15 protein-coding genes and 2 pseudogenes are annotated in these 16,399 nt (G+C 62.1%); 7 read left to right on the forward strand and 10 right to left on the reverse strand.

The features are described 5' to 3' along the window. From ETW23_RS17545 to ETW23_RS17555, 3 genes are read right to left on the reverse strand one after another with little or no spacing between them, the layout of a single operon-like run. Positions 1 to 882, reverse strand: a complete 882-nt coding sequence (locus tag ETW23_RS17545; RefSeq protein ID WP_134830779.1) for a response regulator transcription factor — start codon at positions 880 to 882, stop codon at positions 1 to 3. Positions 883 to 931: 49 nt separating this feature from the next. Then, on the reverse strand, positions 932 to 1,993 hold the full coding sequence (locus ETW23_RS17550) for an agmatine/peptidylarginine deiminase (RefSeq protein ID WP_134830780.1): 1,062 nt from the start codon (positions 1,991 to 1,993) through the stop codon (positions 932 to 934). Continuing rightward, complete coding sequence (locus ETW23_RS17555; protein ID WP_205879914.1) at positions 1,990 to 3,009, reverse strand: agmatine/peptidylarginine deiminase; 1,020 nt, start codon at positions 3,007 to 3,009, stop codon at positions 1,990 to 1,992. The genes ETW23_RS17550 and ETW23_RS17555 overlap by 4 nt, the downstream gene beginning before the upstream one ends. 100 nt (positions 3,010 to 3,109) lie before the next feature. On the opposite strand from ETW23_RS17555, the gene ETW23_RS17560 reads away from it, so the two are divergent. Together ETW23_RS17560 and ETW23_RS26855 are read left to right on the forward strand one after the other, a co-directional pair. Continuing rightward, the gene (locus ETW23_RS17560) at positions 3,110 to 3,676 is read left to right on the forward strand and encodes a LysR family transcriptional regulator (protein WP_134830781.1); all 567 of its coding nucleotides are present in this window, start codon (positions 3,110 to 3,112) and stop codon (positions 3,674 to 3,676) included. 50 nt (positions 3,677 to 3,726) lie between these two features. Then, positions 3,727 to 3,990 carry a LysR substrate-binding domain-containing protein gene (locus ETW23_RS26855; RefSeq protein WP_368075900.1) on the forward strand — a complete coding sequence of 88 codons (264 nt, stop codon included), beginning with the start codon at positions 3,727 to 3,729 and terminating at the stop codon, positions 3,988 to 3,990. On the opposite strand, the gene ETW23_RS17570 is transcribed toward ETW23_RS26855, so the two are convergent. Beyond that, positions 3,878 to 5,029 (reverse strand): ABC transporter ATP-binding protein, encoded by a 1,152-nt coding sequence (locus ETW23_RS17570; protein WP_134830782.1) that lies wholly within the window; start codon positions 5,027 to 5,029, stop codon positions 3,878 to 3,880. The two genes, ETW23_RS26855 and ETW23_RS17570, sit on opposite strands and share 113 nt — an antisense overlap. Further along, positions 5,026 to 6,015 carry an ABC transporter ATP-binding protein gene (locus ETW23_RS17575; protein ID WP_167738146.1) on the reverse strand — a complete coding sequence of 330 codons (990 nt, stop codon included), beginning with the start codon at positions 6,013 to 6,015 and terminating at the stop codon, positions 5,026 to 5,028. The genes ETW23_RS17570 and ETW23_RS17575 overlap by 4 nt, the downstream gene beginning before the upstream one ends. Positions 6,016 to 6,231: 216 nt before the next feature. Between ETW23_RS17575 and ETW23_RS17580 the strand changes: the two genes are divergently transcribed. From ETW23_RS17580 to ETW23_RS17595, 4 genes are read left to right on the forward strand one after another with little or no spacing between them, the layout of a single operon-like run. After that, positions 6,232 to 7,887, forward strand: a complete 1,656-nt coding sequence (locus ETW23_RS17580) for an ABC transporter substrate-binding protein (protein WP_134830784.1) — start codon at positions 6,232 to 6,234, stop codon at positions 7,885 to 7,887. Positions 7,888 to 7,898: 11 nt separating this feature from the next. Beyond that, positions 7,899 to 8,906 carry an ABC transporter permease gene (locus ETW23_RS17585; protein WP_134830785.1) on the forward strand — a complete coding sequence of 336 codons (1,008 nt, stop codon included), beginning with the start codon at positions 7,899 to 7,901 and terminating at the stop codon, positions 8,904 to 8,906. Further along, positions 8,903 to 9,832 carry an ABC transporter permease gene (locus tag ETW23_RS17590; RefSeq protein ID WP_134830786.1) on the forward strand — a complete coding sequence of 310 codons (930 nt, stop codon included), beginning with the start codon at positions 8,903 to 8,905 and terminating at the stop codon, positions 9,830 to 9,832. Before ETW23_RS17585 ends, ETW23_RS17590 begins: the two co-directional genes overlap by 4 nt. 16 nt (positions 9,833 to 9,848) lie before the next feature. Beyond that, positions 9,849 to 10,961 (forward strand): agmatine/peptidylarginine deiminase, encoded by a 1,113-nt coding sequence (locus tag ETW23_RS17595; RefSeq protein ID WP_134830787.1) that lies wholly within the window; start codon positions 9,849 to 9,851, stop codon positions 10,959 to 10,961. 37 nt (positions 10,962 to 10,998) lie between these two features. On the opposite strand, the gene ETW23_RS17600 is transcribed toward ETW23_RS17595, so the two are convergent. From ETW23_RS17600 to ETW23_RS17610, 3 genes and pseudogenes are all read right to left on the reverse strand, one after another. Next, positions 10,999 to 11,460, reverse strand: a complete 462-nt coding sequence (locus ETW23_RS17600; protein WP_129370038.1) for a GNAT family N-acetyltransferase — start codon at positions 11,458 to 11,460, stop codon at positions 10,999 to 11,001. Next, positions 11,457 to 12,337 (reverse strand): annotated as a pseudogene (gene aguB / locus ETW23_RS17605) (N-carbamoylputrescine amidase). Before aguB ends, ETW23_RS17600 begins: the two are co-directional and overlap by 4 nt. Continuing rightward, a complete protein-coding gene (locus ETW23_RS17610) occupies positions 12,325 to 13,713 on the reverse strand; it encodes an aminotransferase (protein ID WP_134830788.1) in 1,389 nt (462 codons plus the stop codon). The pseudogene aguB and the gene ETW23_RS17610 overlap by 13 nt, the downstream one beginning before the upstream one ends. 556 nt (positions 13,714 to 14,269) lie before the next feature. Here ETW23_RS17610 and ETW23_RS17615 point away from each other — a divergent pair. After that, a pseudogene (locus ETW23_RS17615) lies at positions 14,270 to 15,356 on the forward strand (IS5 family transposase). Positions 15,357 to 15,501: 145 nt separating this feature from the next. On the opposite strand, the gene ETW23_RS17620 reads toward ETW23_RS17615, so the two are convergent. After that, complete coding sequence (locus ETW23_RS17620; protein WP_134830789.1) at positions 15,502 to 15,696, reverse strand: hypothetical protein; 195 nt, start codon at positions 15,694 to 15,696, stop codon at positions 15,502 to 15,504. Then, positions 15,693 to 15,968, reverse strand: coding sequence for a PhzF family phenazine biosynthesis protein (locus ETW23_RS17625; RefSeq protein WP_167738147.1), 276 nt, complete (start codon positions 15,966 to 15,968; stop codon positions 15,693 to 15,695). Before ETW23_RS17625 ends, ETW23_RS17620 begins: the two co-directional genes overlap by 4 nt. Between the last annotated feature and the right edge of the window lie 431 nt (positions 15,969 to 16,399).

The following is a 16,399-nucleotide window of genomic DNA, read 5'->3' on the forward strand; positions in this document are numbered from 1 at the left end:
TCAGAGCTGCCCGCTCACTGGCCTGTCGAGGTAGCTGAGCGGGTCTTCGGTGGCATTCGCCGGTGCCTTGGTCAATGCCTCGAGAAACAGCGAGAAAAGTTCGCCCTGCGAGGTAATACCCAGCTTGTTGTGAATGCGCTTGCGGTGGACCTTGACGGTTTCCGGGCTGTTGCCCAGCTCGCGTGCAATCGACTTCGAGGAATGCCCCTTAAGGATCAGCTGCACGATTTCAACCTCACGCCCGCTCAGCGTCGAGGTGGCAAACCGGTCAAAGGACTTTTTCAGATGCAGCCCCATGCGGCCGCTGCCGGCCAGAGAATTGGGGTCCAGCGCAGGCCAATGGCGGCGGCACAGCGCCGCAATGCAGGGCAGCAGCCCGGCAAGCGCGGCCCTTTGATCCGGACCAAACTGGAAGCCTTCCTCCCTGCTGCCCAGCGAGATCACCGTAGCAGCACCGTTCCCGAAGCCGACGAACACGCTGGTTTCATCAAACAGACCGGTGTCTGCATAGAAGGTCTGGTAGTATTCTGACCACATGAAATCATCAGGCGCGCATTCGCCAAGCGTGACCACGCGGTCCCCGATCCCCTGCTGGAAGAGATTGTAAAAAGGGTCGAGGAAATAGGCGAAATCCAGATAGGGCTTGATCGTCGCGGCACTGTATTCATCCGACAGGTTGTCGAACAGCTCCATCGGCGGGTGATCCGGGAAAAAGGCTGCAATGAAGGTGCTGTCATATCCTGATGCCGATTGGCACAGGTCTGCGAGGGCGGCCAGGAACCCGTCCTGCCCGGCAAGCTCGATGGCCCGGGCAAGGCCTGCAAGGCAGCCAGACTCACCTGTTCTGTTGGAGCTTTGCATCATCGTCCTTGCGTCAAACATCGTGATTCCCAACGTTCAAATCAGAATAACCTTGACCGCCTGCCGGCATCTAGGCCGGCTGCTGCTGTGTCATGCAGTGGATGCCGCCGCCGGCATGGCAGATCCCGCGCATATCCACCGCCAGGATCTCGCGGCCGGGGAAAGCCTTGGCGAAGATTTCCTGCGCTGCCGCATCAGTGGGCGTTCCGAACGATGGGACCACCACGCCGCCGTTGGCGATATAGGCGTTCACATAAGACAGGGCCGTCGTGTCGGTTTCGGGTTCGACCATATAGGCCTCGTCGATCAGCCCGAATTCGATCTCCCGGCCATCGGCATCGGTCTGGCCGCGCAGGGCTTTCAGGTTTTCCTCACAGACCCTGTGGCGCGGGTTTGCCGGGTCCGGGTTGCGCTCGAACAGCAGCTTGCCCGGCGCAGTGAAGGTCAGCATGCCGTCGATATGGCCGTCAGTGATCCATTCCTCCTCGTCGCCCGGCAGCCAGATGACCTTGCGGGCGCCGATGGCATGGAACAATTCGCGTTCCACATCCGCCTTGGTCATGCCCGGATTGCGGTTGGGATTGAGAAAGCAAGTCTCCGTCGTGATGACGGTGCCGCGGCCGTCCACATGCAAGCCGCCGCCTTCGCCGGTCAAGGGGGACTGGAACAGCGGCAGGTTGAGGTGGCGTACCAGTGCGGCACCGATGCCTGCATCAAGCTCGTAGTCCGGGAACTTTTCGCCCCAGCAATTGAAAATCAGATTGGATCCGATGGTCCGCCCGTTGCCATCCGTCACGAACAGCGGGCCGGTGTCGCGGAACCAGTGATCATTCTGCGCCAGCGGTACGACATCGGCCTGAGGCGGCAGCAGACGGCGCGCAATGCTGGCGTGATCGGGATGCGCGGCAACCCGGACCGGCTCAAACCTTAAGATCGCAGTTGCGACCCGCACAAAGTTCTCCTGCGCGGCAGCCAGGCCGCTGCCCCAGTTGTCTTCGTGGCCGTCCCAGGGCCAGGCCATCCAGCAGGCGGTATGATGCGCAGTTTCGATCGGCATGACAAAGCCCAGTTCTCCGGGGCTCTTGCCGCTGGCAAGGGCTGCGGTCAGGTCTGTTGAGGTAAGCATGTTCATGCTGCGGGCTCCTGCTGGGTAATACAATGAATGCCGCCGCCGCCAATGGCGATGGCAGGGATCGGCACTTGCGCCACGCGGCGGCCGGGGAAGAGTTCTTCGAAGATTTCGCGCACCAGCCCGTCCTCGCGGATCCCGTATTCAGGCATCACCACACCGCCGTTGCAGATGTAGGAATTGACGTAGGAACGGCAGAACCGCGGATCGTCAGAGTCGGCACTGGCGGCATCGGGGATCTTCACCAGCCTGAGGCTGCGGCCCTTGGCGTCGGTCTGGTCTTCTATCGCGCTGATATTGGCCAGATTGATACCGTGCCAATCGTGATCAGCGGGGCCTTCCGCCTCGATCAGCACCACGCCCGGTGCGACAAAGTTTGCGATGCCGTCGACATGGCCGTCGGTTTCGGTTTCCTCCACATTGCCGGGCAGCCAGATCACCTTGTCACCGCCAAGCATGGCCTTCAGCTCTTCCTCGATGCGGCTGCGGCTCCAGCCAGGATTGCGGTTGGCATTGGGAAAGCAGCTCTCGGTGGTCAGGATGGTGCCTTCGCCATCGACGGAGACGCCGCCGCCTTCGGCGATCAGACCGGAGTGGAAGATTGGCACACCGGCGGCGTTCAGGATCGCATCCGCAGCGGCATTATCGCCATCAAACGGCTGGTACTTGCCGCCCCAGGCGTTGAAGCCAAAGGACACGCCGGCGCGGCCGCCCTTGCCATCGGTCAGGAAACAGGGGCCGGCATCGCGCGCCCAGCTGTCGTCGATCGGGCTGGTAAGGACGTCGATATCCGACCCCAGCAGCGACTTTGCTTCTACCGCATCTTCGGGGCGGACCAGCATGGTCAGCGGTTCGAATTCGCGGATGGCGCGGGCCACGGCGGCGTAGTTGCGGCGGGTCTCTTGCATATCGGGCCAGAACCCTTCCCGCGTCGGCCACATCATCCAGGTGCGCTGGTGCGGCGCCCATTCAGCGGGCATGCAAAAGCCCGCGGATTTTGGTGTTTGCTGGTCGGACATGGAGGGCTCCATTATGCAGGAAATGTTGTCCGACCAGTCTAAATGTGAGAATATGTAATGCACAAACGCGGATTTCTACGGGTTAGGATGAGATATTTTAATGAATAACCCCTATCGCCCCTTACCGCCGCTGGGCGCCCTGATCGGGTTCGAAGCCGCGGCCCGGCTCGGCAGTTTCTCGCTGGCGGCGGAAGAGCTGAACATGACGCAATCGGCAGTGTCGCATCAGATCCGGACGCTGGAGACTCATCTGCAGCAACCGCTGTTCCTGCGCATCAGCCGGCGGGTGGAACTGACAGACGCCGGCCGCGACCTGATGGTCTCTGCCCAGGAGGCGCTGGAGACGGTGCGGCTGGGGGTGCGGCGGCTGGACGCCTATTCCAAGCCCGGTTCGGTGGTCATCCACATGCCGCCCGCTTTCGGGGCGCTCTGGCTGGCGCCCCGGCTGGCGCGTTTGCGCGGCAGCCATCCCGATGTGGACCCTTGGCTTTATACCGGCAGCCACGACGTCGATCTCACCGAATCCGAATTTGACATCACGCTGACAACAGAGGCGCCGATTGGTGAAGGCTTTGCCGCGGCGACATTTTTGCGCGAGGAACGCATTGCGCTGGCGAGCCCCGGTCTGGCGGCGGATTTTCAAAACTGCATGGGCGAGGCCCCCTGATCCATGACGAACACCCCGATGACTGGCAGAGCTGGTTCCTGGCAGCCGGGCTGGAGCGGGCGGATTGCGCCAAGGGGCTGAACTTCTCCGATACCGCGCTGGCAGTTGATGCCGCCACGCGCGGACTGGGGATGTGCCTGTGCGACAGGACGCTGGCGCAGCCGCTGGTCCGCGCGGGCAGGCTGCAGGTGCTAAGCACTGTCAGCCTGCGCGGCGGCGGCCAATACCGCCTTGTGACGCTGGAACGCAATCTGAAGCGCACTGCGGTCCGGGCGCTATGGGATTGGATGCTGGCGGAAACCGGCGGCAGTTAGCGGCCGGCTGCCGAAGGGGCGGTGCCGGTCTGGCCGCCTCATCCGGGAAGAAGCAGGCCGACTGGCGTCCACCCGCCCGCGTTTCCAACTGCGGCACTTCGGTCCGGCAGCGGGCCGGGCAGCCCTTCTGCTCATACAGCCAGCAGCGGGTGTGGAAGGGGCAGCCGGCGGGAATGGCGGCGTGTGAGGGGACGTCGCCGGACAGCACGATCGGCGCGGCCTGTGCCCGGTTCCTGGCCTTGACCCGCGGCGCTGCCGACAAGAGGGCCGTTGTATAGGGATGCGCTGGGGCGGCGGTCATCTGCTTTGACGGACCGATCTCGACAATCCGGCCCAGATACATCACCGCAATACGCTGGCACAGATGCCGCACCACCGACAAATCATGGCTGATAAACAGCATCGCCATGTTTTGTTCGGCGCGCAAATCGTCCAGCAGATTCAGGATCTGCGCCTGCACCGATACATCCAGGGCACTGACTGGCTCGTCTGCGATGATCACCGGCGGATCATTGGCAATCGCCCTTGCGATGGCGATGCGCTGGCGCTGACCACCGCTGAACTGCTGGGGGTAGCGCGCCGCATGGTCCGGGCTCAGCCCGACGCGCCGCAGCAGCGCCCGGACGCGGGACTGGAGCTCAGGGCCCGAGGCGGTTTGCTGGATCCTGAACGGTTCCGACAGAATGCGTCCGATGGTCTTTCTGGGATGCAGCGAGGCATAGGGATCCTGGAACACCATCTGAACCCGCCGCGCGAGAGTGAGCCGCTCTGGTGAACAGGAAGGATCAATATGCTGGCCGTTGACTTGAATGCCGCCTGCAGAGGTTCCGGTGAGGCCGACGATGGCCTTGCCCAGCGTGGTCTTGCCGCTGCCGGATTCACCAATCAGGCCCAGCACCTCGCACTGCCGGATCTCCAGGGTTACATCGCTGAGCGCCTTGAAGGTTGCGGGTTTCTCAAACAGCGCCCGGCTGCCGGAGGCACGGAATTCGACGGCAAGATTGTTGATCTCAAGCGCCGGGGACGGTGTCGGCCTCATGCGGTTTCCTTTGCCTGGGAAAGGGTGGCGTGCAGCAGGCAGGCGACCTTATGCGCCTGCTGCGGCATTGCAACGGGTTGCGGTTCAACCAGGGCGCAGGTGTCAAATGCTGCCGGGCAGCGATCGCGGAAGGCACAGCCCGAGGGCCGCTGCCAGATCGCCGGCGGGGTTCCGGGAATGGGCGTCAGCCGGGCGTGCTCGCCGTCCATTGACGGATGCGCCCCCAGCAATCCTTGCGTATAGGGATGCTGCGGGTTTTCCAGTACCTCAGCGGCGGGTCCGCGTTCCACGCCGCGCCCGGAATAAAGCACGATCACCTCATCGGCCATTCCGGCGACCACCCCCAGATCGTGGGTGATCAGCACCAGCGCCATGTTCAGATCCTGTGAGAGTTTTGTGAGGAGCTGCAGAATTTGCGCCTGGATCGTCAGATCAAGCGCGGTGGTCGGCTCGTCTGCGATCAGCAGCTTGGGTTCAAAAACAATGGCCATCGCGATCATGACACGCTGGCGCTGGCCGCCGCTCAACTGATGCGGATAGCGGGCCATCATACCTTCGGGGTCCGGCATTCCAACCCGTGACAGCGCCTCTATGGCCTTGCGGCGGGCCTCGGCTTTGGTCAGGCGCCGGTGCGCCTGCAGACATTCCACAATCTGATCGCCGATCCGCATCACCGGGTTCAGGCTGCTCATCGGGTCCTGGAAGATCATCGCAATGCCGGTGCCCTGCAGTTTGCGGAACTCCGCTGCGGGCAGCTGGGCCAAATCGGCGCCGTCGAACAGGATCTGCCCGGAGACCTGCAAAGGCCCAGCAGCCAGCAGCCCCATAATGGCCATCGCCGCAGTGCTTTTGCCGGAGCCGCTTTCACCCACGATGCCCAGGCATTTGCCCCTTGCAAGGCGCAGGCAAAGGGGGGCGACAATTGCTGCCGTCCGATCGCCTGCCTTGATGCTTACTTTCAGATCCGTGACGTCCAATAGTGCCATGGCGCGCGCAACATCCTTTTTTGTCTGGGTGTCCGCCGGCACACAGAGAGAACCGGGGTATTGCAAATTACTATAGCCCATCCGCTTCAGGTGGCTGTGCCCCATAGGTGGTATCGACAGGAACAGCACTATTTTGGGAGTTTAAGAGCAAGGAAACGGTAAGCGGCTCCCTGATTGGCCGAGGCGCAGATTTCCTGACAACATAGGGAGCTGAACATGAGCCATCCGCGCAAACGCCCGAACACACCGCAATTCCATCTGCCGCGCCGGTCCTTTCTGGCCGGCAGCTGTGCCTTTGCCGCGTTGGCAGCGGCGCCAGGTACGGTGGCCTGGGCCGCGGGTTCTGCGGTTCCGCCCAGCCTTGGCGCCCGCGATCCCAATGCCCTGGTGGTGCTGGTGGATGCGACGGTCGAAAACCTTGACCCGGCGACCAATATCGAATGGGCCTATGGGCTGCGCCCGGTCTATGAAACGCTGACCGTGCTGGACGGCACCGATACGCTGAAGGCGGCACCGGCGCTGGCGGCCTCCTGGGAGGCCAGCGAAGACGCCAGCAGCTGGACCTTTACCCTGGCCGAGGGGGTGATGTTCCACGATGGCACCCCCTGCGATGCCGCAGCGGTGAAAAAAGCGGTCACCCGTCTGGTGCTGCATCCCGCCGGGCTGGCCGGCACCTGGCAGCTGGATGACCCGGACAGCCAGATCGTGGTGGTGGATGCCAAAACCATCCGCTTTGACCTGGGCGAGCCGCGCCCGTTCTTCGACCGCCAGGTGTCTTCGCAATACGGGTTCTGGATCGCCAGCCCCACCGCGGCCGAGGCGCATTCCAAGGGTGATGATGACATGGGGTCGCAATACCTGCAGGCCAATCCGGTGGGCACCGGCCCGTATACGCTGGAAAGCCTTAACCCCGGTCAGGATGCAACCTTTGCCGCCAATACAGAATTCCGCGGCGGCTGGGACCATCCGCATTTCAACCGGGTGATCACCAAGACCATTCCGGTCTCCGCCACCCGCCGCCAGCTGCTGGAAACCGGCGAAGCCGATATGACCCTGGCGATGGAACCCGAGGATATGGTGGTGCTGCGCGATGACCCGCGGTTTGCGGTAAGCGATACACCGACCTTCACCGTGCAATATGTGGCCTTTGCTACCGACGGAAAACTGGCCGACCCGCGCGCCCGCCAGGCGCTCTGCCATGCCTTTGACCATAACACCTATATCCAGGAAGTGGCGCTTGGCACCGCTGACAAACCTACCTCGGTATTTCCATCGCTGATGCAGGGCATGGACGGCAAGGACCGGCTGCTGCCGTTTGACCTGGACAAGGCCCGCGCCCTGCTGGCCGAGGCCGGGATCACCGAAGGCACCGAGCTGACGATGGCCTATTACTCCGGTTTCGGGGACATCGAAGGCCAATTGCTGCAAGCCTGGCTGTCCGAGATCGGCATCAGCCTCAAACTGCAGGAAATGTCCTTCTCCGCCTATCTCGACGTGTTCTTTGGCGAAGGCACCGCCGAGGAGCGCCCCGATCTGTTCTATTTCTCCTGGTGGCCCAATGTGGATCATCCCTACAGCTTTGCCTGGGGGCTGTTCAGCGGCGATGCGGCCACCTTCGACGGCAATGCCGGGCGTTACGGAAATGCCGAGGCGACGGCGCTGATCGACGAGCTGCGCAATCAGGTGATAAATGACGAAATGGCGGCCAAGTTCCAGCGCCTTGCCGCCATACTGACAAATGAAGACCCGGCCTGGCTGCCCATTCTGCAGGAGCGGTCGCAGTTTGTATCGCGCAGCGACATTGCCGGGCTGGAGAACAACCCGGTCTATGTGGCGACGCTCGATATGTACAACCTGTCGCGCACGTCATGAGGGGTGTCTGAATGCTGCGTTTCATTCTCAGGCGCACGGCAGCCACCCTGGTTCTGCTGACAGGTGTTGTGCTGATGACCTTTGCGCTCGCCCGGCTGTTGCCGGGCGATCCCGCGCGCCTGATCGCCGGCGCCCGCGCCGATGCCGAGGCGGTGGCTGCGGTGCGCGAGCGGCTTGGCCTGGATGACCCGGTCACCACGCAATTCGCGGCCTATGCAGGCAACGTGCTGCAGGGCGATTTCGGACGCTCGGTTGTTACCAGGCGGCCTATATCCGAGGACATCCAGGCCTTTTTTCCTGCAACGCTGGAATTGGTTCTTGCAGCGGGGCTGATCTCATTGGTGCTGGGGGTGCTGCTGGGCACTATCGCCGCGGTCAAAAGCGGCCGGCCCGCGGATGCCGGCGTGCGCAGCGTGGCGGTTCTGGGCCTGTCGGTGCCCGACTTCTGGATTGCGCTGGTCTGCCAGCTGATCTTCTTTGCTACCCTGGGGCTGGTGCCCTTTGGCGGACGGCTTGGCACCGGGATTGCAGCGCCTGAGTTTGTCACCGGCTTCATGACCATCGACAGCCTGATTGCGGGCCGGTTCGACCTGTTCACCGACGCGCTGCACCATATGGTCCTGCCGGTTGCTGTGCTGGCGATCCCGTCTATGGCGATCACCATCCGGGTGGTGCGGACCTCGCTTCTGGAGGTACTGTCGCAGGATTTCATCCGCACCGCGCGCGCCAAGGGGATTTCGCCGGTCCGGGTCTATTTCAAACATGCGCTTGGCAATGCGCTGCTGCCGATCGTCACCATCTTCGGGCTGAACACCGGGCTGCTGATTTCCGGCGCGGTGTTCATCGAGCTGATCTTCGACTGGCCGGGGCTGGGCCGCTACACCGCCAATGCAATCTCCGCCTCCGACTATAACGCCATCATGGCCATCACCCTGGTGGTGTCGATGGCCTATACGCTGATCAACTTCCTGGTTGATCTGAGCTATTCCTTCCTCGACCCGCGGGTGGATCTGACATGAGCGCCGAAACCTCTTTGCCCCCGTCTCGCACCCGCCTGCCAAAAACCCTGGGCCGCATCATCCGCCCGGTTGCCGGTTTTGCCGGTTCATCGGGCCAGGCTGCTCTGGCGGTGGCAATTGTCACCCTGGTGCTGACGATCTCGCTTCTTGCCTTCGGTGCCTATGCAATGGACACGCATATCACTGCCTTTGACCCGCTTAAGATGAACATCCGGGCGCGGCTTGATCCGCCCTCGGCAGAGCATTGGATGGGCACAGACAAGATCGGCCGGGACATGCTGGCGCGGGTGGTGGCCGGGTCCTGGATCTCGCTGTCGGTGTCCTTTGCCGTGCTGACGGTTGCTGCGGTGATCGGCACCAGCTTCGGGCTGATTGCGGGCTATGCCGGCGGGCTGGCGGATGAGATCCTGATGCGGGTGACCGACCTGTTCCTGGCATTCCCTGCGCTGATCCTGGCGGCGGCAATTGCCGCCAGCTTTGGCGGCGGGATGCTGTCGACCACCATTGCCCTGTCGGCGGTGTTCTGGCCCTGGTACGCCCGGTTGATCCGCAGCCGCATCCTGTCGCTGAAAGAGCAGGAGTTCATTGCCGCCGCCCGCTGCATGGGCGCCTCGCACCTGCGGCTGATCTTCTCGGACCTGCTGCCGATGGTCTGGCCCTTGGTGATCGTCCAGGCCACCACCGACGTGGGCTTTGTGATCCTGGCGGCATCCGGACTGTCGTTCCTTGGGCTGGGTGCGCAGCCGCCAACGCCGGAATGGGGCGCGATGATCTTTGACAGCCTCACTCACCAGCCGGCCTCGTGGTGGCTGGCGGTGTTCCCCGGCGGCGCGATTGCCCTGGTTGCAATCGGCTTCAACCTGCTTGGCGATAGCCTGCGCGACCACCTCGACCCTTCGCTTGGCGCGTCCGAAGCCGGCATCTGAACAAGGAACCCCTGATATGAACCGACGAAACTTTCTCGCCTCCGGGGCGGCGGCGCTATCCGGTGCGCTGACAGCAAGCCCTGCCGCGGCAGCCCGGTCTGTGAACTACGCCAAAACCGGGGCTGAGATCATTCCGGGCAGCGCGGGTGCGGACGGATTTGCCTTTCCCGCCGAATGGGTTCGGCACGAGCGCACGCTGATGCAATTCCCGCCGCCGCAGAACTGGTATCCCAACCAGCTCAACGCTGCGCGCAAGGAATGGGCGGAAGCGGCCAATACCGTGGCGGAGTATGAGCCCGTCACCATGGCAGTGCGGCGGCGCGATATGGCAACGGCGAAAAAGCTGTTGTCCTCGGAGATCAGCCTGATCGAAATGCCGCTGAACGATGCCTGGTCGCGCGACAGCGGGCCGATGATTGTGCAGAACGCGCAAGGCGCGCGCCGGATCGCTGGATTTACCTTCAACGGCTGGGGCCGCAAGTTTCCGCCCTACAAACACGACACGCTGGCAAAAGGCCGGTTTGCGGCACACCTTGGCCTGCCAATGTATACGTCCGATCTGGTGCTGGAAGGCGGCGCCGTGGCGGTGGACGGCCAGGGCACCCTGCTGACCACCGAGGAATGCCTGCTGCACAAGAACCGCAATCCTGGCTGGAGCAAAGCCCAGGTGGAGGCAGAGCTGAAGGCGGGTCTGGGTGTTCAGAAGGTGATCTGGCTGCCTCGCGGCCTCACCCCGGACCCGATCACCGACGGGCACGTGGACGGCATTGCAGCCTTTGCCGCGCCGGGCGTCGTGCTGCTGCACACAACCGATGACCGCTCCGATCCGAACTACGAAATCACCCAGGATGCCAAGCGCATCCTGCAGCAGGAAACCGACGTCCACGGGCGGCGCTTTAAGATTATTGAGATCCCGTTGACCAGCTATGACGTTGTTCACATGAACTTCTACATCTGCAATGGCGCTGTAGTCGTTCCGGTGTCCGGCAGGAAGGGCGAGGATGACCAGCCCCTCGCCATCCTGCGCGAGGCTTTCCCCGGCCGGCGCGTTGTGGGCGTTTCAGGCCGCATGATCGGCGGCGGCGGTGGCGGGGTGCATTGCATCACCCAGCAGGTACCCGCGGTTTGAGAGCAAAAAAGAAGGGGCCAATTGCTTGGCCCCTGTTTCAGTTGCGGGAGAGGGGCTTGTCGTACTTCACGAAAGGTGTGAGCGCGGCAATCCGGTCGTAGAGCTTGCGTGCAGTGTGATTGAATTCCTGCGTGTGCCAGTAGAGGACAGAGGCACCTTCGGCCGCCCCCCGCCGCGCCACTTCATCGATCAAAGCCCGCCCGATACCGGCTCCACGCGCCTGCGGATCGACAAACAGATCCTGAAGATAGCAGGTATCTTCCACCGACCACATGTCGCGGTGCAGCAAATAATGGGCGAGTCCAACGGCTTCGCCATTCAGTTCAGCAATCAGGCCGCTGTATTCCCGCGCATCCGCCGACAGCAGCCTTGCAAAGCTGCTGTCGTAGATGCGCGCCGGCAGCGTAGCCTTGTAAAAGGTGAGGTAGCCGGTCCACAGGCGGTCCCAGCATTCACGGTCGCTTTGTTCAACCGCTCGGATCGTCAGCAAGTTTGTCATCGCAGTGCCCCTGTTTCGCCGTCCAAGGTACGCAGCGCCCCGTACATATGCGGCCTGCGGTCCCGGAACACCCCCAGGCACTGCGGTAGCGCGCGGCGGCGTCCAGATCGACAGCTGCCGTGATGAAGGTTTCCTCCGTGCGGTTGGCGTCCGACAGAATCTCTCCAGTATAGCCCGCGATGAAGGAGGTGCCGTAAAAGACGCCGGCTGTTTCGCCACCCTGTTCGGTGCCCACGCGGTTGGACGCCACCACCGGGATCATGTTTGCCGCGGCGTGGCCCTGCATCGTGCACCGCCAATGGCCGCTGCTGTCCAATTCAGGGTTCTTCGGTTCGGTGCCGATGGCGGTCGGGAACAGCAGCACCTCAGCCCCCTGCAGCGCCAGGCAGCGGGCGGTTTCCGGGAACCACTGGTCCCAGCAGATGCCGCAGCCGACGCGGCCAAAGCGGGTTTCAACCACCTGAAAGCCGCTGTCGCCCGGCGAGAAATAGAATTTCTCCTCATATCCCGGTGCCTGCGGAATATGGGTTTTACGGTAGTTGGTCAGGATGGTCCCGTCAGCATCGGCGATGGCCAGCGAGTTGTAGCGCGCCAGCCCTGCCTCCTCGTAATAGGAGATTGGCAGCACCACTCCCAGTTTCCGCGCCAGCGACGCAAAATGCGACACCACCCGGCTTTGCTCAAGCGGCCGGGCGAGCTGCAGGTGGTCTAGTGACTGTTCAAGACAGAAATAGGGCGTTTCGAACAGCTCCTGCAGCAGGATAACCTGGGCCCCTGCTTCGGCGGCATTGGACACCAGCGCCTCAGCCTTGGTGATGTTTTCGTCGATGTCCCAGTTGCAGGCCATCTGGGATGCAGCAAGCGTTATCTGTCGCATGCATTCACTCCTGACTCAATGAAGTCCTTGATTGAGCCGGCAACAGCCCCGATCAGCTGGTCGCATTGCTCCCTGTTGATGATCAGCGGCGGTGACAGGATGAGCCGGTCGCCAACCGGGCGCACGATGACGCCCCGCTCCATGCAGCCCTTGAACACCTTTCTGGCTGCTTGCTCGGACAGATCGAGCGGGGCCTTGCTTGCCTTGTCGGCGACCAGATCAATGCCCAGCATCAGATGGCTGCCACGCACATCGCCTACAATCGGCAGATTGAGCAAAGACTGGGCGCATTCCTGAAGATAAGGGCCAACCGTCCGCACATGATCCAGAATGCCTTCGCGCTCGATGATCTCGATGTTCTTGAGCGCCGCCGCGCAGGCCACGGGATGCCCGAAATAGGTCAGCCCCATTGAGAATACGCCGCCCTCACACTGCGGCCTGGCGATGATGCCGTAAATCTCATCCGAGATCAGCGTTGCCCCCAGCGGGATGTAGCCCGAGGTCAGCCCCTTGGCGCAGACCAGGATGTCCGGCGTATAGCCATACAGCGTTTCCGAGGTGAACCACTCCCCCAGACGGCCAAAGCCGGTGACCACCTCATCAGCAATATAGAGCATGCCGTGGCGCTTGCAGACTTCATACATGCGCTTGTGGTAGCCCGCGGGCGCAACCAGCACACCGCCGGCACCCATGATCGGTTCGGCGATGAAAGCGGCCACATTGTCAGGGCCCAGCTGTTGAATGCGGGCTTCGAACTCGCGCACCAAATGGTCGCAATAATCCGCATCGCTCCAACCCTCCGGCTTGGCATAGAGATTGGCTTCGGAAACGTGGCTGATGAACTCCTCGCCAATCCGGTCGAAGCCGTATTTAGTGCCATGGATGCCGGTGAGCGAGGCCGCCACATAGGTGGCGCCATGGTAGCCGTTCTGCCGCGAGATGATCTTTTTCTTCCGGTGCTGGCCCTTCATGTCAAAGTAGTAGTGGACCAGCCGGACTGCGGCATCATTGGCGGTGGAGCCGCCGCAGGTGTAATAGATGTGGTTCAGATCCCCCGGCGCCAGCTCCGCCAGCTTGGCGCCCAGCTGGGCCGCCGGCACATTGGTGCTGTGCCCGAACGGGTTGTAATACTGCATGTCCATCACCTGTTTGGCGATGGTCTCGGCCATCTCCTCGCGGCCATGGCCGATGTTCACGCACCACAGCCCGGCAATGCCGTCCAGCAGCCGGTTGCCCTCGGTATCGATGACATGCATGCCCTGGGCACGCTCGATGACATGGCTGCCTTCTTCGGCAAAGGCGGCAAAATCCGTGTAGGGGTGCAGAAGATGGGCGCGGTCCTGTGCCCATGCGGTCTGCGGTTCGGGAACACTCATCTGGACTCTCCTGAATGTGGCGGGGTTTCCATTGCTGGGTCCCAGCTTCTTCCAGGTTGTCTTGCGGGCACAGTCCCCCGCAGTGGGTATTGGCAACCCGGTTGCCATCCAAGGAACCAGGCCATCACCAATGTCGCACCGGTCAGCCATGCCTCCGCCTGATAACCTGCTCCATGCGGTATTTCTGGATTGAGCGTGTCCGGAAGCTGCGAGAGATGAAGTGATCATGGTCGTGCAGCATAGATGCAGCGTCTGAAACGAACTGGAGCTTCCCGGGCCGCACTGCAGGGTTGAGGTAGACGGCATTCAGAAAACAGCGCCGATCTTACCGCGGGCAAGCTGCATTCTTGCTGGCTGCCAAGGGTCGTCATGACCTTCATTTTCAGACCTTCGATTGCAGCACCTAAGTTCAGGCAAAGACAGTGTATTTTGCATCAGATCGAGATCTTTCAGCCAATCGTTTTTCGGGCCTACATCAATTCGCTCACGGATGGGCCTTGTTGCAAAAATCGGGCGAGGGATTCACTGCGTGAAACCAGCATGCTAGCTGTGAGCCATGAGCAGTTGGGCCGCTAGGAAGTACAAGACCACGAACCGGCCGGCTTACAATGAGGCACTAAGGCGGCGCGGTTCGCTGACGGTGTGGTTTGATCCCGACATGGTGTGGAGACCTGCGCCGACGGGACGGCAGCCGAGCTTCAGCGATGCCGCAATCCAGACCTGCCTGACGATGAAGGTGCTGTTCGCGATGCCGTTGCGACAGACGGCTGGGTTCGTCGAAAGCCTCCTGCGGCTGGTCGGGCTGGACTGGCCGGTCCCGGACTTCAGCCCCTTGTGCCGTCGCCAGCGGAAGCTGAACGTGGCCATCCCCTACCGTGGAGGGAAAGGCCCGCTGAACCTGTTGATCCCCTCTCGTGACATCACTGCGTGATGCACTGCCGGGCAGCGGACAGCACCGGGATCAAGGCCGAGGGCGAAGGTGAGTGGAATGCCCGAAAGCCCCCCTCTCGCACATGCCATGCATGTGCTGCCGGGCAGCGGGTGGCTCCAAGCGGCGCATCTGGCGCAAGATACACATCCCTTGCCGTCAGGGTCATGCACAGCATGATCCCGAGAGGGGAATTGATGAGGAAACGCTGGAAGTTCGGGCGGTTGATGTCACCAGTAGCAATATCGGCGACGCCCCCATACTACCGGAACTGCTGGACCAGACCGGAGCGGATCAGGACATCGCGCCGGTCACAGCCGGCGGGGCCTGCGGCACAAGAAATTGCCACGAGGCAATCGCTGCCCGAAATGCTGCCGCTGTCATACCGCCACGCAAGAACGCAAAGCCTTGGAAACCAACGGGTCCCGGCGCCGTCGCCCGCAACGAAGCGCTGCGAGCCTCGAAGGACTTGGGCCGTGCCGTCTGGCGACGGTGGAGCGGCTGCCACCGCCGGAGCCGTGTCGAGATATGAGGAGGATCAGAAGAGGATCCGGGGGATCCTTTTCCCGGCGATTGTATGAATTGCATCAAACTCCTTGGCCAATCCTTGATGGCACGAGACTTCGAACGCCAAGTCGCCGAGCTGCAGGTCCGTATCGCCGTGCTGAACGGCTGCACTGCGCTTGGCATATCTGTTACGCGGCCCGTGGGGTAAGTCCGTCCGGGGAAAGGGGAACTACGGTCAAACCCCGATTTGTGCAACAAGGCCCGTCGCTGGGAATGAAACCTGAAGCCCAATAAACTCGCAATTCTCATCTTCCGGGTTCGACGCAATCAAAGCCCGATTTTGCTTAACGAGTTCACACATCGCGGTTGTCTTGCCGCTTCCCGATTGCCCAATAAGCACAATTCCACGGACATTCGTTGTGAGCCGCCGCCGCTGCTTTGCCTGTGCTGCAGGCAATCATCGCCTGGCGCACCGGTGACAGCAGGGCCGCGTGGGACAGCCGGGCGGAGATTTCGTCGCGGGTGATATGGCGCAGGGCAGGTGTCATGGCAGCACCTCGAACCAGCCGGTGCCCAGGATTGAGACCTGACCTCCGACTTGAATAGCTCTGATCCCGTCCGGCCCGCTGTCGACCTGCACCGAAATCCGGCTGGGGCGGCCTGCATACTGCCCCTGCTTAAGTTCCAACCTGTTGGCCGCGTTCAGCAACTGGTGCTTATGGGCATAAGCGCCGATGACGCCTGCGGCGCTGCCGGTTGCAATGTCCTCGATCCGCCCATCGTTGGTCCAATGGCGCCCTTCGGTTTTTGGTTCCGGCAACCACAATGTGATCGCTGGTCGCACCGGCAAAGGTAACAGCCGCTGGAAAGGTTAGCCCGGCAGGGTCGGTGTCTTGCAGCCCGAGGGCCAGGATCGAGCGGGTTGTCCAATGATTGCCTGGCACCAGGCTCTGCGCCGAGAGGGCCAGGTCGGATAATTTCAGCGGTACCGGCTTTAATTTGATTTTCGTCTCAATCACCTCAGCCAGCAGCGTGAATGCATCTGTATGAAGCCCGCTGATCGGGTGCCCGGAATTTGTGACCCCTGTCACGATAATTCCGCGCGGTTTCAGACGCTCAACAAGACATCGCGTGTTGTCGCAGATCTTGTGCAGGTCAATTTTAATACGCGGTACGCTCATAGCGCTGCCGCAACAGGCATCAGCCGCAACCGGGAATAGCTAACCTAGGTCAGTGCGCACCGATCGGGAC

This window comes from Leisingera sp. NJS201 (genome assembly GCF_004535885.1).
In the GTDB taxonomy this organism is placed as follows: domain Bacteria; phylum Pseudomonadota; class Alphaproteobacteria; order Rhodobacterales; family Rhodobacteraceae; genus Leisingera.